The organism is Salmonella sp. SAL03688, from assembly GCF_046551895.1.
In the GTDB taxonomy this organism is placed as follows: domain Bacteria; phylum Pseudomonadota; class Gammaproteobacteria; order Enterobacterales; family Enterobacteriaceae; genus Salmonella; species Salmonella enterica.
Genome location: NZ_JBGDVI010000001.1, coordinates 61,575 through 84,171 on the forward strand (window position 1 = coordinate 61,575; position 22,597 = coordinate 84,171).

19 protein-coding genes are annotated in these 22,597 nt (G+C 54.6%); 12 read left to right on the plus strand and 7 right to left on the minus strand.

The window, feature by feature from the left end; translation table 11 throughout:
- Positions 1-12: 12 nt before the first annotated feature.
- From fhuD to hrpB, 5 genes are all read right to left on the minus strand, one after another.
- Positions 13-903, minus strand: a complete 891-nt coding sequence (gene fhuD, locus ACLJR2_RS00285; RefSeq protein WP_001205364.1) for a Fe(3+)-hydroxamate ABC transporter substrate-binding protein FhuD — start codon at positions 901-903, stop codon at positions 13-15.
- The gene (gene fhuC / locus ACLJR2_RS00290; protein WP_001157208.1) at positions 903-1,700 is read right to left on the minus strand and encodes a Fe3+-hydroxamate ABC transporter ATP-binding protein FhuC; all 798 of its coding nucleotides are present in this window, start codon (positions 1,698-1,700) and stop codon (positions 903-905) included. The genes fhuD and fhuC overlap by 1 nt, the downstream gene beginning before the upstream one ends.
- A 48-nt stretch (positions 1,701-1,748) precedes the next feature.
- Positions 1,749-3,938, minus strand: coding sequence for a ferrichrome porin FhuA (gene fhuA, locus ACLJR2_RS00295; protein WP_000113219.1), 2,190 nt, complete (start codon positions 3,936-3,938; stop codon positions 1,749-1,751).
- Between the two features lie 292 nt (positions 3,939-4,230).
- Positions 4,231-6,753, minus strand: a complete 2,523-nt coding sequence (mrcB, locus tag ACLJR2_RS00300; RefSeq protein WP_000918122.1) for a bifunctional glycosyl transferase/transpeptidase — start codon at positions 6,751-6,753, stop codon at positions 4,231-4,233.
- A gap of 140 nt (positions 6,754-6,893) precedes the next feature.
- The gene (gene hrpB / locus ACLJR2_RS00305; RefSeq protein WP_015632795.1) at positions 6,894-9,323 is read right to left on the minus strand and encodes an ATP-dependent helicase HrpB; all 2,430 of its coding nucleotides are present in this window, start codon (positions 9,321-9,323) and stop codon (positions 6,894-6,896) included.
- A gap of 72 nt (positions 9,324-9,395) precedes the next feature.
- Between hrpB and thpR the strand changes: the two genes are divergently transcribed.
- The 9 genes from thpR (at position 9,396) to panD (ending at position 16,646) form a co-directional block, all read left to right on the plus strand.
- Positions 9,396-9,926 (plus strand): RNA 2',3'-cyclic phosphodiesterase, encoded by a 531-nt coding sequence (thpR, locus tag ACLJR2_RS00310; RefSeq protein ID WP_001294178.1) that lies wholly within the window; start codon positions 9,396-9,398, stop codon positions 9,924-9,926.
- A gap of 16 nt (positions 9,927-9,942) precedes the next feature.
- The gene (sfsA, locus tag ACLJR2_RS00315) at positions 9,943-10,647 is read left to right on the plus strand and encodes a DNA/RNA nuclease SfsA (protein WP_000899412.1); all 705 of its coding nucleotides are present in this window, start codon (positions 9,943-9,945) and stop codon (positions 10,645-10,647) included.
- A 176-nt stretch (positions 10,648-10,823) separates the two neighbouring features.
- On the plus strand, positions 10,824-11,279 hold the full coding sequence (gene dksA, locus ACLJR2_RS00320) for an RNA polymerase-binding protein DksA (RefSeq protein WP_001155232.1): 456 nt from the start codon (positions 10,824-10,826) through the stop codon (positions 11,277-11,279).
- Between the two features lie 68 nt (positions 11,280-11,347).
- Positions 11,348-12,244 carry a tRNA glutamyl-Q(34) synthetase GluQRS gene (gluQRS, locus tag ACLJR2_RS00325; RefSeq protein WP_001682576.1) on the plus strand — a complete coding sequence of 299 codons (897 nt, stop codon included), beginning with the start codon at positions 11,348-11,350 and terminating at the stop codon, positions 12,242-12,244.
- Between the two features lie 161 nt (positions 12,245-12,405).
- A complete protein-coding gene (gene pcnB / locus ACLJR2_RS00330) occupies positions 12,406-13,803 on the plus strand; it encodes a polynucleotide adenylyltransferase PcnB (RefSeq protein ID WP_203435626.1) in 1,398 nt (465 codons plus the stop codon).
- Positions 13,800-14,279: a 2-amino-4-hydroxy-6-hydroxymethyldihydropteridine diphosphokinase gene (gene folK, locus ACLJR2_RS00335; RefSeq protein WP_000150777.1), complete on the plus strand. Its 480-nt coding sequence runs from the start codon at positions 13,800-13,802 to the stop codon at positions 14,277-14,279. Before pcnB ends, folK begins: the two co-directional genes overlap by 4 nt.
- Positions 14,280-14,399: 120 nt before the next feature.
- Positions 14,400-15,191: a 3-methyl-2-oxobutanoate hydroxymethyltransferase gene (panB, locus tag ACLJR2_RS00340; protein ID WP_106086759.1), complete on the plus strand. Its 792-nt coding sequence runs from the start codon at positions 14,400-14,402 to the stop codon at positions 15,189-15,191.
- A 125-nt stretch (positions 15,192-15,316) separates the two neighbouring features.
- Positions 15,317-16,171 (plus strand): pantoate--beta-alanine ligase, encoded by an 855-nt coding sequence (panC, locus tag ACLJR2_RS00345; protein ID WP_000905350.1) that lies wholly within the window; start codon positions 15,317-15,319, stop codon positions 16,169-16,171.
- Between the two features lie 94 nt (positions 16,172-16,265).
- Positions 16,266-16,646: an aspartate 1-decarboxylase gene (gene panD / locus ACLJR2_RS00350; protein ID WP_000621526.1), complete on the plus strand. Its 381-nt coding sequence runs from the start codon at positions 16,266-16,268 to the stop codon at positions 16,644-16,646.
- A gap of 6 nt (positions 16,647-16,652) precedes the next feature.
- Here the strand turns inward: panD and ACLJR2_RS00355 are convergent, their stop codons facing one another.
- Together ACLJR2_RS00355 and ACLJR2_RS00360 are read right to left on the minus strand one after the other, a co-directional pair.
- Complete coding sequence (locus tag ACLJR2_RS00355) at positions 16,653-17,882, minus strand: polysaccharide deacetylase family protein (protein WP_000245332.1); 1,230 nt, start codon at positions 17,880-17,882, stop codon at positions 16,653-16,655.
- A 61-nt stretch (positions 17,883-17,943) separates the two neighbouring features.
- Positions 17,944-18,384: a PTS sugar transporter subunit IIA gene (locus ACLJR2_RS00360; RefSeq protein ID WP_000901957.1), complete on the minus strand. Its 441-nt coding sequence runs from the start codon at positions 18,382-18,384 to the stop codon at positions 17,944-17,946.
- A gap of 369 nt (positions 18,385-18,753) precedes the next feature.
- Between ACLJR2_RS00360 and stiA the strand changes: the two genes are divergently transcribed.
- From stiA to ACLJR2_RS00375, 3 genes are read left to right on the plus strand one after another with little or no spacing between them, the layout of a single operon-like run.
- The gene (stiA, locus tag ACLJR2_RS00365) at positions 18,754-19,287 is read left to right on the plus strand and encodes a Sti fimbria major subunit StiA (RefSeq protein WP_000779125.1); all 534 of its coding nucleotides are present in this window, start codon (positions 18,754-18,756) and stop codon (positions 19,285-19,287) included.
- A gap of 47 nt (positions 19,288-19,334) precedes the next feature.
- The gene (stiB, locus tag ACLJR2_RS00370; protein ID WP_001086405.1) at positions 19,335-20,018 is read left to right on the plus strand and encodes a fimbrial biogenesis chaperone StiB; all 684 of its coding nucleotides are present in this window, start codon (positions 19,335-19,337) and stop codon (positions 20,016-20,018) included.
- 26 nt (positions 20,019-20,044) lie between these two features.
- Positions 20,045-22,591, plus strand: coding sequence for a fimbrial outer membrane usher protein (locus tag ACLJR2_RS00375; RefSeq protein ID WP_001231772.1), 2,547 nt, complete (start codon positions 20,045-20,047; stop codon positions 22,589-22,591).
- Positions 22,592-22,597: the final 6 nt, after the last annotated feature.

A 22,597-nucleotide genomic window follows, 5' to 3' on the forward strand; every position in this document is an offset into this window, starting at 1 on the left:
CACGTTTTCTGCTCACGCTTTGCCTCCCAACACGTTATTCAGGATGCGGACAAAATGCATCGTGGAGAGGGTCGCGCCATAGAACCAAACGGCGGGCACCCGGTGAAAGCGCCCGGCGCGGACAAACGGCATGGCCTGCCACAGCGGCGTTGCCATCAGCGCGTTCATATCGGTGCTATTCCCGTGATCGAAGCAGATTACATCCGCTTCTTTATACATCGCCAGCCGATCGATGCTGACCGCCGTACTGCCCCAAAAGTTGGTTTCACCCTGCCAGGCATTGACAATGCCATACTCGTCCAGCACCTCCTGGAACAAGCAATTCGGGCCTAGCACCAGCATATGCCGCGGATCGATAAGCGTCGTCATCAGTAACGGACGCCCCCCGCGGCGGATAAAATGCGGCTTCTGGCTGGCGATGAAGCGATCGTATTGCGCCAGATGTTTTTCTGCCGCAGCTTCCAGATTCAGCGTCTGCGCCAGTTCAACCATCGAGCGTCGGGCTACCGCCAGCGGCTTTTTGCCGTCGCTAAAATCGAACCCGCGCCCCGGCGCGATCCGCGCCAGTTTCTCCGGCGAGGGTCCGTACCCTGCCGACCAGACCATAAACGACGGCTTCATCTCCGTCAGTAGTTCGAGATTGGGTTCAGTGCGAAGACCCACATCAATCACCGAATCCGGCAACGGCGGTTCGCTAACCCACAGCTTATAATTTGGCACATCCGCCACGCCATACGGCGTAATACCGAGCGCCAGCAGCAGCTCAACCGGCAGCCACTCCAGCGCCACAATCCGGCGGGGATCGATAGCGGCAGCCTGCGCCGTATTCATTTGCCACAGCAGCGGCGAGAGCGCCATCGCCGTTAATAAACGGCGGCGAGTAAGAGGATATAAATCACGCATTAATACACAAAACTCACAGGTGCCGCGCCCGCCGGATGCGGAAGGATACCCATCGGGATACCGTAAATCTTCTCCAGCGTGTCACTGCGCATCAGTTCCGCAGGCGTTCCTTGCGCAATCATTTCACCGCCGCGTAGCGCGACTAAATAATCACAGTAGCGGGCCGCCATGTTGATATCGTGCAGCACCGCAACCACCGTCAGCCCACGCTGCTGGCTTAAGCGATGCACCAGCGCCAGCACGTCAACCTGATGGGCGATATCCAGCGCTGACGTCGGCTCATCCAGCAGCAGACAACGGCTGTCCTGCGCGACCAGCATGGCAATCCACGTGCGCTGGCGCTCGCCGCCGGAAAGGCTGTCTACCAGACGATGCGCCAGCGGTTTTAAGCCGACCAGCGTAATCGCCTCGTCTACTTTTTCCCGGTCCGCGACGCCAAAGCGTCCCAGCGCGCCGTGCCACGGATAGCGGCCAATCGCCACCAGTTCGCGCACCGTCATTCCTTCCGCCTGCGGCAATTGTTGAGGCAGATAGGCAACTTTTCGGGCAAACGCCTTGCTGCTCCAGCTCGCCAGCGGCTGATTGTCGAGCAGAATATCCCCTTCGGAAGGCGGCTGATGGCGGCCCAGCATTTTTAACAGCGTGGATTTACCGGAACCATTATGACCGATAAGTCCGGTGACGCGACCTGCGGGAAACGTTAACGAGAGAGGGTGTAAAAGCGTGCGGCCCGGCACACGAAAGGCGACGCTTCGCAGCGTAAAGGTGGTATCGGAATGAATGTGGTTTTCCTGCATCGCAGCCAACTTGTAAAACGGGCACGGCCAGCCGTGCCCAAAAAGAAATTAGAAACGGAAGGTTGCCGTTGCAACGACCTGACGTTCTGCGCCCCAGAAACAGCCGTAGGTCTGGAAGCAGCTGGCGACGTATTCGCGGTCGAGCAGATTATTAACGTTAACCGCAATGCTGGAGCCCGCCATACCAAAACGCGCCAGATCGTACTTGACGACCGCATCCATCACCGCTGCGCTGCCTACCTTGAAGCTATTGGCCGGATCGCCGTAACTGGAGCCAATAAAACGACCGCCTGTTCCCAGCGTTAAACCTGACAACGGACCATCGTTGAAGGTGTAATCGCCCCACAACGACGCCATGTGTTCAGGCACCTGCTCTGGCGTATTCCCTTTCAGGTTAGTGTCTTTCGTGTATTCAGCATCAGTATAAGTGTAAGACGCCGTCATATTGATATTAGCCGTCAATGCTGCTTTGGCTTCCAGCTCTACACCTCGCGCACGAATTTCGCCTGCTGGCACCTGCGCTAATGGGTTGGTTGGATCGGCGGTCAGGTTATTGGTTTTGGTCAGCTGATAAACGGCCCCCGTAACAACAACCGGCATGTCTTTCGGTACATATTTCACCCCTGCTTCATATTGCTCGCCTTTTGACGGCTTGTAAGAAACGCGTGGGGTGCTCCACAAATCGAAGGCGCTTGGCTCGAAAGATTGGCTATAGCTGAAGTAAGGTGAAATTCCATTATCGAATACGTAGTTTACGCCACCGCGCCAGGTGAACTGGTGGTCATTACGTTCAATATATCCTTCTGTCGGCGTAGTGGAATTCTGACGCACCGTTGTCGCTTGTTTAGACCAGTCATAACGGCCGCCGAGAGTAAATACCCACTTATTCCATTCCGCCTGATCCTGAACATAAAGGCCTGTTTGTTTACTTTCGTTCATCTGGTACGGCTCAGCGCCGCCGAAAGCAAAGTATTCAGGATGGTAATTGTTATAGAGATCGATTGACGGCGCGCTACCAAACGTCGCGTTAATATCATTACGCATACGCATGAAATCGACACCCGTCAGCAACGTATGATCAATATCGCCGGTCGCGAATTTACTTTCCAGTTGTGTATCTACGCTGAAATTCTGTAAACGCTCGTTGTCAACGATAGTACCGCGGTTAAGCGTATGGCCGTCCGCCGCAATCCCCGTGCCATAGACGCTTTTTTGCGCGGTTTTCATTTCGACAAAACGTAAATTCTGGCGCACGGTAAAAGTGTCGTTGAAGCCATGCTCGAAACTGTATCCCACCATTTTCTCGTTACGAGAATAGGTGTTGTTTGACGCCCCTTCATTGAAATCTGTTGGCAAGCGTTTACCATTCGGTAACGGTTCAACCGTTCCCTCTTTCGGCAGCCAGCCGTAGTAGCCGGTCTCTGGTTCGTTCTGGAAATAAGAAAGGAACGTAAAATTCGTTTTCTCATCAGGACGCCAGGTAAAAGAGGGCGCAATCGCATAGCGCTGCGACTCAGAACTCTTTTGCTGCTCATTTGTCGAACGCGCCAGTCCCGTCAGACGATATGAGAACTCACCGTTGTCATCCAGGGAATCACTAAAATCAAAACCGGTCTGGAACAAATTGTCCGTTCCCATTTTGAATTGAATTTCTTTCAGCGGCTCAGTAGTCGGCCGCTTGCTAACCATCGAAATGATACCGCCCGGGTTGCTCTTACCGTAGAGGACGGACGTTGGGCCACGCATCAACTCAACACGCTCAAGCATGTAGGGATCAATAACCGCATCGTTGTAGAAGTTCCCCTGCAATTTCAGGCCATCCAGATAGTTATTCTGGCTCAGGCCGACGGAAGAGAAGCCACGGATAATCACGAAGTCATAGGTATTGGAAGCGCCGCGGCTGCTTACCGTTACGCCCGGCGTGTAACCCAACGCTTCTTTTACTGACTGGAATTGATGCATCTGCATCTCTTCGTTAGTGACCACCGAAACCGACTGTGGCGTTTTTTCGATAGGTGTATCAGTTTTGGTGGTGGTGGCGGAACGCTTCGCGGCGATGGTCGGAGCCGGTCCCCAGGCACTTTCCTGCGCGGCAGGCGCTGCGGTTACGGTAATGGTTTCTTCTTTCGGTTGAACCGCCGCCTGTGCATAGACAGACATGCCGCTAACCGCTGTGGCTACTACAACTGCGATTTTACGCAGTGAGGAGTTTGGCTGAGCAGTTTTAAGACGCGCCATTGGTATATCTCTGATGAAAGTGAATGATAACGTAAACGATAATTATTATTATAACCGCAGCATGATAGGCGAAATATCGTCGCAATGGCAAGCGATACGCGGCCCTACGAAAACTAAGGGGTTAAGAAATAACCAGATGAAAAGGAAGGGTTAATAAATTAGACTGAAATGTTATTTATAGGGGATTTGCCGGATGGCGACGTAAGCGTCTTATTCGGCCTACGTCGCACATAATGGAGTCGTAACGGTGTAGACCGGGTAAGCACAGCGCCACCCGGCACTATTACCGTGATTAATTGCCGCCGAACATCTCCTTAATCCAGCCGGCAACGCCGTCGCTCTTCTCTTCTTTCGGCGGCTGTTGCTGCGCAGGCTGCTGCGGCTGAGACGACTGATCGAACGGATTACCTGACGGCTGCTGTTGCTGCTGCATCATCTCGCCCTGCTGGCACAGCGTATTTGGATCGTCCGTCCAGACCGGCAGAGTGCGCATACCGCCGCTACAGACAAAATTACCGTCGTAATCAACGCCCATATCCACCACATCTTCCGGCGGCGTCAGAACTAAAGGCGTCGGCGTCTGGTTCGCCAGATAGCGCTGGTAAATCGCCATCGCGCCGCTGGCGCCGTACAATTTCGTCGGCTGGTTGTTATCACGGCCTACCCAGGTGATAGTCACCTGGCTACCGTCGATACCGGCAAACCAGGTATCGACATTGTTGTTTGTCGTCCCGGTTTTACCCGCCAGATGCAGACCTGGATATTTCGCGCCAAGCTGACGCCCCGTACCACGCTGGACGACCTGCTGCATTGTCCAGATCGTCAGGTAAGCCGCCTGTGCCGGTACAGCGCGTTCAGCTTGCGGATAACTTTGGTACAGCACCTTACCATCTTCCGCAATAACCGAACGCAGCGCTGATAACGGCGCGCGATTTCCGCCGCTGGCGATAGTCTGGAACGCTTGCGCCACTTCGATCGGCGTCAGGTTCAGCGCTCCTAACAGCATAGCCGGAACCGGATTGAGCTGATCTTTCGGCACGCCGAGCTTCGTCCAGGTATCGGTTACCGCCGGTAAACCTAACGCCATCCCCAGATTGACCGTCGGTACGTTCATTGAGCGAGTTAACGCATCCACCAGCATCACTTTCCCGCTTTCGCTGTAGCGACGATCGTCGTTCTGCGGCGACCAGACCTGACCATTCGGCTGGCGCAGAGAAATCGGCGCATCGGCAATCCAGGTGTTCAGACGGTATAAGTTCGGCTGACTTAACGCGGTCAGATAGGTCGCCGGTTTCGCCAGCGACCCGATGGAACGGCGCGCCTGCATGGCACGGTTATAGCCGGCATACTGCGGCTCCGCCCCGCCAACCATCGCGCGCACCTCGCCGCTAAAGCGATCCACCACCACCATCGCGGTTTCCAGATCGCTCAATTTACGCTGCTTCTTCAACGCCGGAATGCCTTCGACAACGGCTTTTTCTGCGGCATCCTGCGCCACGGAGTCAAAGGTGGTGAAAATCTTCACGCCGGAGAGATCTTTAATTTTATCCCCCAGCTTCGCCTGCAGTTCCTGACGAACCATCTGCATAAACGCTGGCTGCGGTGAAATAACGCCGCCGCGCGGCTGTACGCCAAGCGGACGCGCGCTCAGCATGTCATAGAGTTCCTGATCGATGATTTTCTGCTGCTGTAACAGGCGTAGCACCAGGTTACGACGCTCCAGCGCCAGTTTCGGGTTGCGCCACGGGTTATAAATCGACGCCCCTTTTACCATCCCCACCAGTAACGCCTGCTGATCGAGGCTCAGTTCCTCTACCGGACGACCAAAGTAATACAGGCTCGCCAGCGGAAAACCGCGAATTTCATTATCCCCGCTTTGACCGAGGTAGACCTCGTTCATGTACAGCTCAAGAATACGATCTTTACTGTAACGGGCATCCATGATCAGCGCCATGTAGGCTTCATTCGCTTTACGCCAGTATGATCTTTCGCTGGAGAGGAACAGGTTCTTCACCAGCTGCTGGGTTAGCGTACTGGCCCCCTGCACCGTACGTCCCGCCGTCAGGTTGGCCAGTACCGCACGCCCGATAGAGTAAAGACTAATGCCATCATGCTCATAGAAATGACGGTCTTCCGTCGCCAACAGCGTATCGACCAGCAGATCCGGGAAACCGCTGCGCGGGACGAATAAACGCTGCTCGCCATTTGGCGAAGAAAGCATAGTGATAAGCCGCGGATCGAGGCGGAAGAAGCCAAACTGGCGGTTGTTATCCAGATTGACGATGGTTTCCAGACGCCCGTCACTGAACGTCAGCCGCGCGCGCACCTGCCCTTCTTTGCTGTCCGGGAAGTCAAACGGACGACGGATCATCTCAATGCTATTGGCCTGCACGGTAAATTCGCCGGGACGGGTCATCTTCGTCACCAGACGATACTGCGTCGCTTCCAGCAATTTCACCATCTCGTTTTTGCTGACAGGCATGTCTGGCTCAAGGTTCACCATCCGGCCATATACCGCCGCCGGAAGCTGCCAGACCTTGCCATCAATACGGCTGCGGATTTTTTGATCCAGATAGACGCCGTAAATGGCGAACAGCACCACAAAAACGATAAACAGTTTTAGCAATAGCCACAGCCAGCCGCGCTTGCCACGAGGCTTACGCCCTTTGCCCTTACCTTTACGCGGCATCGGTTCTTCATCCTCATAGTCATCATCATAATCGTCGTCATGCTGCCGACGACGGCTCACCTTTTGTTTCACAGGACGTGACGGTTTCCCCTTACGTCCAATCGGCTCGCGGTCATTCCCCGCCATGCTTTTTCTCCGCAACATACAGGCGCAAAGGCCCGATTCTGTATTCTTCCGCCAGACGACAGAAGAAGAAATCTCTCAATTTACTCTTTTGCCGGATGGCGATTAACGCCTTATCCGGCCTGGAGGCAACGTATAACACGTCACGAATACTTCTTCGTGCGCCGCGTTGGGGCCGTATTCGCCGGATCGTCCGGCCAGACATGTTTGGGGTAACGGCCCTTCATCTCTTTTTGCACTTCGCGATACGCCCCCTGCCAGAAAGCGCTTAAATCGCGTGTAATCTGTAGCGGTCGCTGCGCAGGCGAAAGCAGTTCCAGCACCAGCGGCACGCGGCCCTGAGCGATGGTTGGGGTCTTCGCTTCGCCAAACATTTCCTGCATTCTGACCGCCAGTGCGGGCGGGTTATCTTCATGATAACGAATCGTTATTCGGCTTCCCGTCGGCACAGTGTAATGCCCAGGCAGTTCACTATCCAGACGTTGCAGCATGGCATAGTCAAGCAGTCCCCGTAACGCCTGAGTCACATTCAGAGATTTCAGACTCCGTAACGACTGTACGCCTGTCATGTGCGGCAGCAACCAGTTTTCCAGAGTCGCCAGCAGCGACGCCTCATCCACGGCAGGCCAGTCATATTCCGGCAGCCATTTCGCCGCACAGTGTAGACGCAGACGGAACTGCTCCGCTTCCGGCGTCCAGTTAAGGACGGCCAGACCTCTATCGCGGATGCCGTTCAGCATCGCCTGATGAAGCTCCTCTTCAGACGGTTTCGCCAGTGGCTGAACGCTAACCGTCAACTGTCCAATACGCATTCTGCGCCACGCTTTCAACGTTCCCTGCGCTTCGTCCCATTCAACCGTGTCAGACTGGCGCAGTAAATCAGGACACGCCTGAATCAGCGAGGCAATATCCAGCGGCTGCGCCAACAATATTCGGGCGTCCGGCGAGGCGCTACCTTGCAGCAACAGCGGCGCGATCAGCCATTCATGACGTCCCAACGCGTCATCCGCATCTAACATCGCGCCCATACCATTGGCTAACTGATAGCGCCCTTCCTGACCACGACGTCGCGCGATGCGGTCGCTAAATGCTCTGGCCAACAGCGGCATAATAAGCGCGCTATCCGGCTCGCCATTACGCACCTGCAGCCGTTTTAAAAGCTGCTGGCTACGCTGCTGCCAGCCCGGCTGTCGCCGCGAAAATAGCACGCTTAAATCCGTACCGCCGCCGCGCGGCGGGTCCTCAAGGATGGCCGCGAGCATGGCGGCGGTGGCGGCGCTGTCGCCCTCGTCGGCGTTGACTAACATCGCCGCCAGGCGCGGATCGTTACCCATTGCCGCCATTTTCTGGCCCCGCGCGCTTAATCGCTCGCCCTCCAGCGCGCCTAACATCAATAATAAACGGCGGGCGGCCTGAAGATTCACCTCCGGCGGCCTGTCCAGCCAGAAAAGCGATGCCGGATCGTGACATCCCCACTGCAACACCTCCATCAACAAACCGGAGAGGTCGCTGTGTAAGATTTCCGGATCGCTTTGCGCCGCCGCCCGCTCCGCCTGTTCTTTGGCCAGCAGATGTAAACAGATTCCCGGCGCCAGTCGTCCGGCGCGCCCCGCGCGCTGCGTCATTGACGCCTGACTGATACGCTGCGTAACCAGCCGCGTCAGTCCCGTTCGCGCGTCGAATCGCGCCACGCGCTCCTGAGCGCTATCGACGACCAGACGAATCCCTTCAATCGTCAAACTGGTTTCGGCAATGTTAGTCGCCAACACCACTTTACGCATCCCGGCGGGGGCGGGAACAATCGCTTTGCGCTGCGCTTCCAGAGACAATGCGCCATACAGCGGACAAAGCAGGACATCGCTCCCTACCCGCGACGCCAGATGTTCATGAACGCGCTGTATTTCGCCTACGCCGGGTAAAAATAGCAGCAGTGAACCGTTTTCATTGCGCAGCAGTTCCGCTGTCGCCATCGCGACAGCTTCATCAAAACGCAAATGCGCCGCAAGCGGCTGATAACGTCGCTCCACCGGGAACGCGCGCCCCTCCGAGACGATCGTCGGCGCATCAGGCAGTCGCTGACAAAGCCTGTCGTTATCCAGCGTCGCAGACATAATTAACAGCCTGAGATCGTCACGGAGCCCTTGCTGGATATCCAGCAACAGCGCCAACGCTAAATCCGCCTGTAAACTGCGCTCATGAAATTCATCCAGTATCACCAGCCCCACGCCGCGTAATTCGGGATCGCGCTGAATCATTCTGGTCAATACGCCTTCGGTCACCACTTCCAGCCGGGTACGCGGCCCCACGCAGCTTTGCGCGCGCATCCGGTAACCTACCGTTTCGCCAGGCTTTTCATTCAACGCTTCCGCCAGACGCTGCGCGACATTACGCGCCGCCAGACGACGCGGTTCAAGCAGGAGAATTTTTCCAGCAACCGGACCTTGTTGCAGGAGTTGCAACGGCAGCCAGGTGGATTTCCCCGCCCCGGTAGGCGCGGACAACAAAACCTGCGGCGCGGTTTTTAGGGCTGTCAACAATTCAGGCAATACGGCGGCAACGGGCAATGACGTCACAAACGGCTCCACGGGGTTAACTTTCTTTGCGCCGCATTGTAGCATCGTGTTAATCCATAACCGAGTATCCCTATGTCTGAGCCAAAACGGCTGTTTTTTGCTATTGACTTACCCGACGACGCGCGCGCGCAAATTATCGCCTGGCGCGCCGCCCATTTTGCGTCTGAAGACGGACGCCCCGTGGCAGCGGCGAACCTGCACCTGACGCTGGCCTTTTTAGGCGACGTCAGTAGCGATAAGCAGCGCGCGCTTGCGCAACTGGCCGGACGAATTCGCCAGCCGGGCTTTACGCTACATCTGGATGACGCCGGCCAGTGGCTGCGTTCGCGCGTGGTGTGGCTGGGGATGCGCCAGCCGCCGCGCGGGTTGTTGCAGTTGGCTAATATGCTGCGCGCGCAGGCTGCCCGCAGCGGTTGTTACCAAAGCCCGCAGCCTTTTCACCCGCATATTACGCTGCTGCGCGACGCCAGCCATACGGTGGCTATCCCGCCGCCGGGCTTTTGCTGGTCATTTCCGGTCACGTCGTTTGCGCTTTACGCCTCTTCGTATGGGCAAGGCCGTACCCGCTATGCCGAGCTGCAGCGCTGGACGCTGGGCGAATAATAATGAAGGAATGTCGATGCTATTCTCACCCCCTTTACAACGCGCTACGCTGATTCAGCGCTATAAACGTTTTTTAGCCGATGTGATCACCCCTGACGGTACAACGCTTACGCTGCACTGTCCTAATACCGGCGCGATGACCGGCTGCGCCACGCCTGGCGATACCGTCTGGTATTCGACATCAGAAAATACTAAACGCAAATATCCGCATACCTGGGAATTGACTGAAACGCAATCCGGCGCATTCATTTGCGTGAATACGCTGCGGGCGAACCAGCTAACGAAAGAAGCGATTCAGGAGAATCGCCTGCCGGCGCTGGCGGGGTACAATATTCTGAAAAGTGAAGTCAAATATGGCGCCGAGCGCAGCCGTATAGATTTTATGTTACAGGCAGATTTCCGCCCGGACTGCTATATTGAAGTGAAATCGGTCACGTTAGCGGAAAAAGAAAACGGTTATTTTCCCGACGCCATCACCGAACGAGGGCAAAAACATCTTCGGGAATTGATGGGCGTTGCGGCGGCAGGTCATCGCGCGGTGGTGGTGTTCGCGGTGCTGCACTCCGCCATTACACGTTTTTCACCCGCACGTCATATCGATATAAAATACGCGCAGCTATTGAGCGAGGCTCAGAATAAAGGCGTGGAAGTTTTAGCTTATAAAGCAGAACTTTCAGCCCAAAAAATGGAACTGAACGAACCAGTACCCATAACGTTGTAGTGGAATAACAGCCTGATTATTAAGTATTCTGGCCGCGTGCGTAAATACGCTTTTCCTCACAGGGTTGTCAAGTGTTACGTTTAGATAATTGCTATCCGGAAAAGCATCTGCTATTTATAGCGACCTGATTTTCCCCCGAACATGGGGATCGATAGTGCGTGTTAAGGAGAAGCAACATGCAAGAAGGGCAAAACCGTAAAACATCGTCCCTGAGTATTCTCGCCATCGCTGGGGTGGAGCCGTACCAGGAGAAACCGGGCGAAGAGTATATGAACGAAGCCCAGCTATCGCACTTCAAGCGTATTCTTGAAGCATGGCGTAATCAACTCCGGGATGAAGTCGATCGCACTGTGACGCACATGCAGGACGAAGCCGCCAACTTCCCCGATCCGGTCGATCGCGCCGCGCAGGAAGAGGAGTTTAGCCTGGAGTTACGTAATCGTGACCGTGAGCGCAAACTGATCAAAAAGATCGAGAAGACGCTGAAGAAAGTGGAAGATGAAGACTTCGGTTATTGCGAGTCCTGCGGGGTGGAGATTGGTATCCGCCGCCTGGAAGCGCGTCCAACAGCCGATCTGTGCATCGACTGCAAAACGCTGGCTGAAATTCGCGAAAAACAGATGGCGGGTTAATCCCGTTCGTTTCTACCCTATTTATGACAGGCGGGAGTTTTCCCGCCTTATTCTTTATTGCCCGCAGCATGACTGACTCACACTATATTGGCCGTTTCGCGCCGTCGCCATCCGGCGAACTGCATTTCGGCTCGTTAATCGCCGCCCTCGGCAGCTATCTACAAGCCCGTGCGCAACGCGGAATTTGGCGCGTTCGCATAGAGGATATCGACCCCCCACGTGAAGTTCCCGGTGCCGCAGCGACCATTCTGCGCCAGCTGGAACATTACGGCCTGCACTGGGATGGCGAGGTCTTATGGCAATCACAGCGTCATGAGGCTTATCGCGAGGCGCTGGCCTGGCTTCACGAGCAGGGACTGAGCTACTACTGCACTTGCCCCCGCTCGCGCATTCAACGTCTGGGCGGTATTTACGACGGCCATTGCCGGACGTTATGCCACGGGCCGGAGAATGCCGCCGTCAGAATTAAACAGCAGCATCCGGTGATGCGTTTCCATGATGCCTTGCGCGGCGACATCCAGGCTGACCCACAGCTGGCGAGCGAAGATTTTATTATCCACCGCCGCGACGGACTGTTTGCTTATAATCTGGCCGTGGTGGTCGACGATCATTTTCAGGGGGTGACGGAGATCGTCCGCGGCGCAGATTTAATCGAACCCACTGTCCGACAACTTTCGCTGTATAAACAGTTTGGCTGGCGTGCGCCTGGTTACGTGCACCTTCCGCTGGCGCTCAACGAACAAGGCGCTAAACTTTCCAAGCAAAATCATGCCCCTGCGCTTGCGACAGGCGATCCGCGCCCGGTACTGGTCCAGGCATTGCGCTTTTTAGGCCAACGCGACGTCGTAGCGTGGCAGGAGATGTCTGTTGAGGAGTTGCTGCGCTTTGCGGTGACGCACTGGAGGCTTACAGCCGTACCCACATCGGCTAATGTAAATCCGGCATTCTCAAATGCGTCTCGCTGAGCTATGATTAGCCGCTATTTTTGCTCATCGTCTTTCGCATTGCTGCGGCGTTAATGATGCTTACAGCCCAGGTCGCGTTGCTCTCTTACGCCCGTCTGCCGTAATGCGAAAGACACAGAGTAAGTTGATCTTATTAATGTATGACACTACCGAGGTGCGCTATTTTTACCCGAGTCGCTAATTTTTGCCGTAAGGTGTTAAGCCGCGAGGAGAGCGAGGCAGAACAAGCCGTCGCCCGTCCACATATGACGATTATCCCGCGTGAACAGCACGCTATCTCCCGCAAAGATATCAGTGAAAATGCCCTCAAGGTACTGTACAGGCTGAACAAAGCGGGCTATGAAGCCTACCTGGTCGGCGGCGGCGTCCGCGATCTCCTGCTCGGCAAAAAGCCGAAGGATTTCGACGTGACCACCAACGCAACACCAGATCAGGTACGGAAATTATTCCGCAATTGCCGTCTGGTGGGGCGTCGTTTCCGCCTGGCTCACGTGATGTTTGGCCCGGAAATTATCGAAGTGGCAACGTTTCGTGGTCATCATGAAGGCAGTGAAAACGACCGTACGACCTCCCAGCGTGGGCAAAACGGTATGCTGCTGCGCGATAATATCTTCGGCTCTATCGAAGAAGATGCCCAGCGCCGCGATTTCACCATCAACAGCCTTTACTACAGCGTAGCGGATTTTACCGTGCGCGATTACGTCGGCGGAATGCAGGATCTGCAAGAAGGCGTGATTCGCCTGATCGGCAATCCGGAAACGCGCTACCGCGAAGATCCGGTTCGAATGCTGCGCGCCGTGCGTTTCGCTGCGAAGCTCAATATGCGTATCAGCCCTGAAACGGCTGAGCCAATCCCGCGTCTGGCAACCTTGCTAAACGACATTCCTCCCGCGCGCCTGTTCGAAGAGTCGCTGAAGCTGTTGCAGGCGGGGAACGGTTTTGAAACCTATCAACAACTGCGGGAATACAACCTCTTCCAGCCGTTGTTTCCTACCATTACGCGTTATTTCACCGAAAACGGCGACAGCGCAATGGAACGCATCATTGCGCAGGTGTTGAAGAATACGGATAACCGCATCCGTAACGAGATGCGCGTTAATCCGGCATTTTTGTTTGCCGCCATGTTCTGGTATCCGCTGCTGGAGATGGCGCAAAAAATCGCTCAGGAGAGCGGTCTGGCCTATTACGACGCTTTCGCGCTGGCCATGAATGACGTGCTGGATGAGGCCTGCCGTTCACTGGCGATCCCGAAACGCCTTACCACGCTTACCCGTGATATTTGGCAGCTTCAGTTACGGATGTCGCGACGTCAGGGCAAACGCGCCTGGAAACTGATGGAACATCCCAAATTCCGCGCCGCGTTTGATTTACTGGAGCTGCGCGCTCAGGTGGAAAATAATACTGAACTGCAACGTCTGGCGCAGTGGTGGGCCGAGTTTCAGGCTTCCGCGCCGCCGGAACAAAAAGGGATGCTCAACGAGCTGGACGACGATCCTGCTCCACGCCGCCGCCGTTCACGTCCGCGCAAACGCGCGCCGCGCCGCGAGGGCACCGTATGACGATCGCGTATATCGCGCTTGGCAGTAATCTGGCCTCTCCGCTGGAGCAGGTCAATGCCGCCCTGAAGGCTATCGCCGACATTCCCGATAGCCGTATCGTCACGGTGTCTTCGTTTTACCGCACGCCGCCGCTTGGTCCACAGGATCAGCCGGACTACCTGAACGCCGCGGTGGCGCTGGATACCGCCCTCGCCCCCGAAGAATTGCTTAACCATACCCAGCGCATTGAGCTGCAACAGGGCCGGGTGCGCAAAGCCGAACGCTGGGGGCCGCGCACGCTGGATCTCGACATTATGCTGTTTGGCGATGAAGTCATTAACACCGACCGTCTGACCGTACCGCACTACGACATGAAAAACCGCGGTTTTATGCTGTGGCCGTTATTCGAAATCGCTCCTGATCTGATCTTTCCGGATGGTATCAGCCTGCATCAGCATCTCACCCATCTTGGTGCTGCAAAACCCGCCCACTGGTAAAACATCGCCTCCCCTTTAGCGTTTACTGCTTTAGCGCCAAACGATTGCTTAAATCAATTGCCCCCCTGAATATGACTGTTAGAATGCCGGGAAATATAACTTTTACCATCAGGAAACGTTATGAAACCCACCACCATTTCACTGCTGCAGAAATGCAAGCAAGAGAAAAAACGCTTCGCGACAATTACTGCCTACGACTACAGCTTCGCTAAGTTATTTGCCGACGAAGGTATCAATGTGATGCTGGTTGGCGACTCGCTGGGCATGACGATTCAGGGGCACGACTCCACCCTGCCGGTCACCGTGGAAGATATCGCTTACCACACTCGTGCCGTGCGACGTGGCGCGCCCAACTGTCTATTGCTCTCCGACCTGCCGTTTATGGCTTACGCCACCCCGGAACAGGCATGTGAAAACGCGACTATCGTGATGCGTGCGGGGGCCAATATGGTCAAAATTGAAGGCGGCGCCTGGCTGGTTGATACGGTGAAAATGCTCACCGAACGCGCCGTGCCGGTTTGTGGTCATCTGGGGCTAACGCCACAGTCGGTGAATATCTTCGGCGGCTATAAAATTCAGGGCCGCGGCGACGCCGGACAAGTGCTGCTGGATGACGCGCTGGCTTTAGAAGCCGCTGGCGCTCAACTGCTGGTGCTGGAGTGCGTGCCGGTTGAGCTGGCGAAGCGCGTCACGGAAGCGCTGTCGATTCCGGTGATCGGCATCGGCGCGGGCAACGTCACCGACGGTCAGATCCTGGTGATGCACGATGCGTTTGGCATCACCGGCGGCCATATTCCCAAATTCGCGAAAAATTTCCTTGCCGAGGCGGGCGACATGCGCGCCGCCGTACGGCAGTATATGGCTGAAGTGGAGTCCGGCGTTTATCCGGGCGAAGAACACAGCTTTCACTAATTTTTCTGACCGTGCCGGATGGCGACGCGACGCGTCTTATCCGGCCTACCAATCCTCAACGGATGTAGGCCTGATAAGCGCAGCGCCATCGGGCAGGATCATCAAGCAACTCAAGGAGTTTTGTTGTGCTAATCATTGAAACCCTGCCGCTGCTGCGCCAGCATATTCGTCGTCTGCGTCAGGAAGGTAAACGCGTCGCACTGGTTCCCACCATGGGCAACCTGCACGACGGCCATATGAAGCTGGTCGATGAGGCAAAAGCCCGGGCTGATGTGGTGATCGTCAGCATTTTCGTCAACCCGATGCAGTTTGACCGGCCGGACGATCTGGTGCGTTATCCGCGCACGCTGCAGGAAGATTGTGAAAAGCTGAACAAACGCAAAGTCGATTATGTCTTTGCGCCAGCCGTTGAGGAAATCTACCCGCAGGGGCTGGAAGGCCAGACGTACGTTGATGTTCCCGGCCTCTCTACCATGCTGGAAGGCGCCAGCCGTCCGGGTCATTTCCGCGGCGTCTCGACCATCGTCAGCAAGCTGTTCAACCTGATCCAGCCGGATATCGCCTGCTTTGGCGAGAAGGATTTCCAGCAACTGGCGCTGATCCGCAAAATGGTGGCGGATATGAGTTATGACATTGAGATCGTCGGCGTGCCGATTATTCGCGCCAAAGACGGTCTGGCGCTCAGCTCACGTAACAGTTATCTGACCGCAGAGCAGCGCAAAATTGCGCCGGGTCTACACAACGTGATGAATAGCATCGCTGAAAAACTGATTGCGGGTAATCGTGAGCTGCAAGAGATTATCGCCATTGCCGAACAGGAACTGAATGAAAAAGGCTTCCGTGCCGACGACATTCAAATTCGTGATGCCGACACGCTGCAGGAGCTGACGGAAACCAGCAAACGCGCAGTGATTCTGGCCGCCGCCTGGCTGGGTCAGGCGCGTCTGATCGATAATCAAAGCGTTACATTAGCCCAGTAGACAGGGGTTAAAAATCGGGCAATACTGCCTGAGAATTTCCAAAGCAGGCCACAAGCGCCTGCTTAGCCAAGGTAAACGACAGGGTAAAGAAGTTATGATTCGCACCATGCTGCAAGGCAAGCTCCACCGCGTAAAAGTCACGCAGGCGGACCTGCACTACGAAGGTTCCTGTGCCATTGACCAGGATTTCCTTGATGCCTCCGGTATTCTGGAGAACGAAGCGATTGATATCTGGAACGTGACCAATGGGAAACGTTTCTCAACCTATGCGATTGCGGCTGAACGCGGCTCCAGAATCATCTCGGTGAACGGTGCGGCGGCGCACTGTGCTGAAGTTGGCGACATTGTGATTATCGCCAGCTTCGTCACCATGTCTGATGAAGAAGCGCGTACATGGCGTCCGAAAGTGGCCTATTTTGAAGGCGACAACGAAATGAAGCGCACCGCGAAAGCTATTCCGGTACAGGTTGCCTGATAGTCCTTATCCCTGCGGCTGGTTGCTGATCAGCCGCGACATGGTTTCCAGCGAATCCGTGCGCAGAATATACAGCCTTTTGAGCAGCATCGGATTATCTCCCGGCTTCACCTTCCCTCTCACCGTGGTGACCGCCAGATGGAAACCGGCGTCTTTTGCTGCTTTGATCGCGGTCGCGTTATAACCGCCAAAGGGATAAGAAAGATAAAATACGTGCGGAGTAAACTGTGCGAGCGCCCGACGCGAGCGTTCAAAATCAAACAGAATATTATGGTAGCTGCGGCTATATAAAATCGGGCGACGATGCCCATCTACCCGGTGTAAAAAGTGAGTATGCGACTGAAAATCAAAAACGTCGCTTATCTTGCGCAATTCGAACACGCTCATAAATTGCAGCGATCTGGGATTCCATGTTTGCGGATGGCGCTTAATACGCGATGAGATAATAAATGCCGTCGCTTTCATACCGTACTGCTTTAATACCGGATACGCATAGCGACTCACCGATTTAAGGCCATCGTCAAAGGTGATAACCACCGCGCGCGCCGGGAAATTCGCGCGGTTATGGATGTAATCCTCCAGTTGGTACATCGTCAACGTGGCATAGCCGCGATCGCGAAGCCAGGTCATTTGGTTGCTGAATGCCCGAACCGAAGTCGTGGTGGACGTATGGCGAAAACGAGTATTCTCTTCATCACGTAAGATGTGATGATAGGTCAAAATCGGAATGCCGTTGTCCTCCTGCGCATCCATGGCGCTGACATAAGCCAGCCTGTCGCCAATACGGATCTGATACCAGGTTTGGTGTAGCCGGCCTTGCAGCTTGCTAATAATGGGGTAACGCAAATTATCCACTAATACGCCAAACGGGGCGCTACTGATGTCCGGCGCGTTATACACCGGCGTGTCCTTCCAGGTCACCAGATTCTGATTGCTGAGCGGCTTGTTAAGATCGCCCAGCCCATCTTCCACTTTTTGTTTTCTCTGCACGGATTCCAGATGGCCTTTATCGATAAACGCCACACCGAAGCCGAATTTAAAGGCATAATAATCAGCCGCAACAGGCGTTACGGAAAGAATTTGTCCGGCGCGGATATTCCCTACGGTCACCATTTTATCGCCAATCTGCGACCAGATGGCGGCGTCTTTCGTCGTTTGCATATAACGAGCGGGCAAGGCAGCCAACACATTACCGGAGAAAAAGAACAGCAAGATAAGGACAACGCGCATAACCATATATCATAACCGAGGCGAAAAAACGCCGTTATTGTAGCAAAAGCGTCGTCAATGGTATTGATCAAAACTCATACAAATCATGCAGCAATACAAAAGGCGGATTTTTCTGCTGCTGATGCCAGAGACTGGTGACATCCGGTGCGCCAAGCGCGACAATCTGGTCGCGAAATGCTGAACTGCTCATCGACTCTCGCAAAGGAAGCATTTCCTCTATCAATGAATAGCTGACACCTGAAATAACTTCACATTGAGAATGTTTATGGCTCATCAGCGACGCTACACGATAAGGCGCCGCGCCGGAAATGTCGGTTAAAAATATCACGCCTTCACCGGAGTCGGTGGCATGGAGGGCGTCACACATCATGCGGCTGAGCATATTTACGCTTAACCCACGCCAGAAATTGACCGCCCGACACTGCGCCAACGGCCCATACTTCTTTTCAAGACCTTCGAGCATTTCCTGCGCCCGATCGTCATGACAGGAAATGACCCATCCCAGCATAACTTCTCCTCCATTGAGCTCCAATCCTGCATGATGTCAGCATGTTTTTTTGGCCGACAACACACTATGACCACGATCATTTTTTATTCAAAAAAATTTGCATTATTTTTAAAATTGTTAACAGCCTTCATAGAATCTGGCCCATTAAAGGGTAATCACGGCGATTCAATTAAACAAACCCTCACCAAAATAATTGATTAAATATATATTATAAATATTTCATATTTATGTATTCTGAATTTTTCTTCGCGCCGCAAAAATCATCGGACATTATATTTACTCATTCGGCAATAAAAAGAACAATAACTTCCCACACTATAGATATTGTTACTATGTCAATATTTATAATATCTTAAAGGATCAAAGATAATGAAACTCACCTTAAAAACACTCACTGTGTCACTGGCTGCCATCACCCTCTCCCCCGCCGCGCTGGCAGACACCGCCAAAGACGGCACCGTACATATCACCGGCCTCATTAAGCAAAACGCCTGTACGGTAAAAACGGATTCAGTAGAGGTGACATTACAGGACGAATTTGCCTCTCTTTTTACTGCCGCAGGGCAGACGGCAGGGGATAAAGACTTCACCATCGAACTCGAAAACTGCGACGCAAACGTCTACAGCAGTGTACAGGCGCGCTTTGAAGGCACACTCGACGGAACCGATGCGACCATCCTGAAAAATGAGGATGATGCTGAGAATATTGGCGTGCAAATTCTTGATAAATCTAGCACCCCTATGACCTTTAACGATCTTCAGGCATGGTCTGCCGCAGTCGCGCTCACAGAGGGGGTGACGGAACTCTCAATGCCTTTCACCGCCCGCTATATCTCCACCGCGGTTCCCGTTAAGTCGGGAACGGTCGATGCAACCGCAACATTCTATCTGCAATATAACTGATCCTGGCGGCCAGCGTCGGCTGGCCCCTTTGTTTATTGAGGTCATCAATGAATTCATTGGCTAAAGCAGGGTTGCTTTGTTGCCTGTTGTGCGGTTCGCTGGCGCATGCCGCAGGGATAAACATCGGCACAACGCGGGTTATTTTTCACGGCGATGCCAAAGATGCGTCCATATCGATAAGCAATAACGACAACGTTCCCTATTTAATTCAGTCCTGGGCGCAATCGATCAGCGAAACAGGGGTGAGCGGCGATGCGCCGTTTATGGTCACCCCGCCGCTTTTTCGCCTTAATGGCGGGCAAAAGAACGTACTACGAATTATCCGTACCGGCGGCAATTTGCCGGAAGATCGCGAGTCGCTGTACTGGCTGGATATTAAATCGATTCCCAGCAGCAATCCGGACAATAAACACAACACGCTCATGCTGGCCGTTAAAGCGGAATTTAAGCTGATTTACCGGCCAAAAGCGTTAACCCAAAAACCAGAAGAGGTTGCCGATCGGTTAACGTGGTCGCGTCAGGGTCGCACGCTCACCGTGAAGAACCCCACGCCCTATTATATGAACTTCGCCACCCTTTCCGTTGGCAGTCAAAAAGTGAAAGCCCCGCGCTATGTGGCGCCTTTCGGCAACGCGCAGTACACGCTGCCTGCCGCCGCCAGCGGCCCGATTGTCTGGTCTATCATCAACGATTTTGGCGGTACTGGCCCCGAACATAAACAAACGCCTTGAGAAGAGTGACAGGGATGAGAGTGCCGATGCGCAAAAGGCAACACCGGGTATTTTATTTATCGCGCTGCGCTGTGTGTATCGCGCTGGGCAGCACGTTCGCACACGTTGCATGGGCGCGCGACTATTTCAATCCGGCATTTATTGAAAACCATGGGCAGGCGAGTCGCACAAGCGTCGATCTGTCGACATTTGATAACGACAAAAGCCAGCTGCCTGGCACCTATTACGTCACTATCAATATCAATAAAACAGAAATCGGCGCGCGAAACGTTGATTTTCAACTCACGACGCTCAGTGACGGTCAACAGGCATTACAGGGCTGTTTACGGCTCCAGGAACTAAAAGATAACAGCGTCAAAACCGACCTTTTTCCAACCCTGGAGAGTGAAAAAGGCTGCGTCGATCTCAGCGTTATCCCCGGCGCCAGCCAGCGGTTTGATTTTCAGCGACAGACATTATCAGTAAGCATCCCGCAACTCTACATCGCCAACAACGCGCGCGGCTACGTGCCGCCGGAAAAGTGGCAGGAGGGGATTACCGCGCTAATGCTGAACTACAGTTTCAGCGGCTATAAAGAGTACGGTTCCAGTGAGGATTCCGACGATGCGGAATCGAAGTATCTCGCTCTCCAGCCGGGTTTTAACCTCGGGCCGTGGCGTTTTCGCAACTACAGTAACTGGAGTTCAAATAACGGCGAGAGCGGTAGCTGGAACAGCGTTTATAACTATTTACAGCGCGACATTATCGCGCTGAAAAGCCAGTTCACCGCCGGAGACAGCAATACGCCATCCGACGTGTTCGACAGCGTACCTTTTCGCGGCCTCCAGCTTACCTCTGACGATCAAATGCAGCCCAACAGCCAGCGTGGTTACGCCCCGACGATTCGCGGCATCGCCCGCTCAAACGCGCAGGTTATCGTGCGGCAAAACGGCTATATCGCCTATCAAACCGCCGTTTCGCCGGGCGAATTTGAAATCAACGATATGTTTCCCACCGGCAGCAACGGCGACTATGACGTAACGGTAAAAGAAGCCGACGGCAGCGAACAGCATTTTATCGTGCCCTACTCTTCGCTGCCGATTCTGCAGCGCACCGGACGGGCAAAATACAGCGTGACCGTGGGTAAATACCGCGATTATAACAACCACACGCTGGACGACTTCGGCCAGGCGACCCTGCTGTACGGCCTGCCATGGGGCATCACCCTGTACGGCGGCAGCCAGATTGCCGGCGATAAATACCAGTCCGTCGCCTTCGGCGTCGGGCAAAATATGCAGATGCTGGGAGCCATTTCCCTGGACGGCATCTGGTCGCACGCCAAATTTGACGATGGCCGCAAAGAAATCGGGCAATCCTGGCGCGTCCGCTACAGCAAGGGCGTCGTCAGTACGGGCACCACGTTTTCGCTGGCCGGCTATCGTTACGCCAGCGAAAACTACAATTCGCTGAGCGAGGTGATCAACCCGGACGACGATTTTTATGATAACTACGGCAAGCGCCATAATCGTTTCGAAGCTTCGGTCAACCAGCAAATTAGCGATACGCTCGGTTCCTTAACGCTAAGTTGGGTAAAAGAAGATTACTGGCACAGCGCGCAGCAGATGGAATCCCTGAGCGCCAGCTACAACAATAGCTGGGGTCCGGTGAGCTATACGCTGAGCTACAGCTATAACAAAAACACCTACCAGTACCGTTCGGACAATGACGATGATGATAACGACGACGATCGTTATAACCAGAACGATCGGCTGTTCACGCTGTCGCTGCACGTTCCGTTTACGGTGTTCGATTCCAGGCTATACGCCAGCTATATGCTGAACACGCGTAAGCATGATGCCACGGTGAACAGCACCACCCTTAGCGGCACCGCGCTGCGTGACAGAAACCTGAACTGGTCGTTACAGCAGAGCCACAGCACACAAGACGGTGATTCCGGCGGGGTAAACGCCAGCTACAAAGGCACTTATGCCAATCTCAACGCCGGTTACAATCAGTCGCCAGATAGCCAACAGGTCAGCTACGGCATCAGCGGCGGCATTCTGGCGCACGAAAACGGTATTACCCTGAGCCAGCCGATTACCGGCGCGGCGATTTTAATTAAAGCGCCCGGCGCCAGCGGCGTTTCGGTTGAAAACCAGACCGGCGTCGCCACCGACTTCCGGGGTTATACGGTGATCCCCAACGTTACGCCGTATTATCGCTACGATATCTCGCTCGACAGCAGCACGTTTGCCGACAACGTGGATATTCCGCTCAACAACCAGACCGTCTACCCGACGCGTAATGCGGTGGTGCGCGCGGCGTATGACACGCATAAGGGCTATCGCGTGCTGTTAACGCTGACGCGTAGCAATGGCGAGCCCGTGCCCTTTGGCGCGACGGCAAGCGTCGATGGGCAGGATGCGAACCTGGCCAGTATCGTCGGCGATAAAGGCCAGGTCTTCCTCAGCGGCCTGCCGGAAGAGGGCCTGCTGCTGGTGAACTGGGGAAGCGCCTCTTGCCGCGCGGATTACCACCTGGATATCAGCAAAAATATGAACGGCATAGTGATGGCGAACGCCGTCTGCCAGTGAGGAACA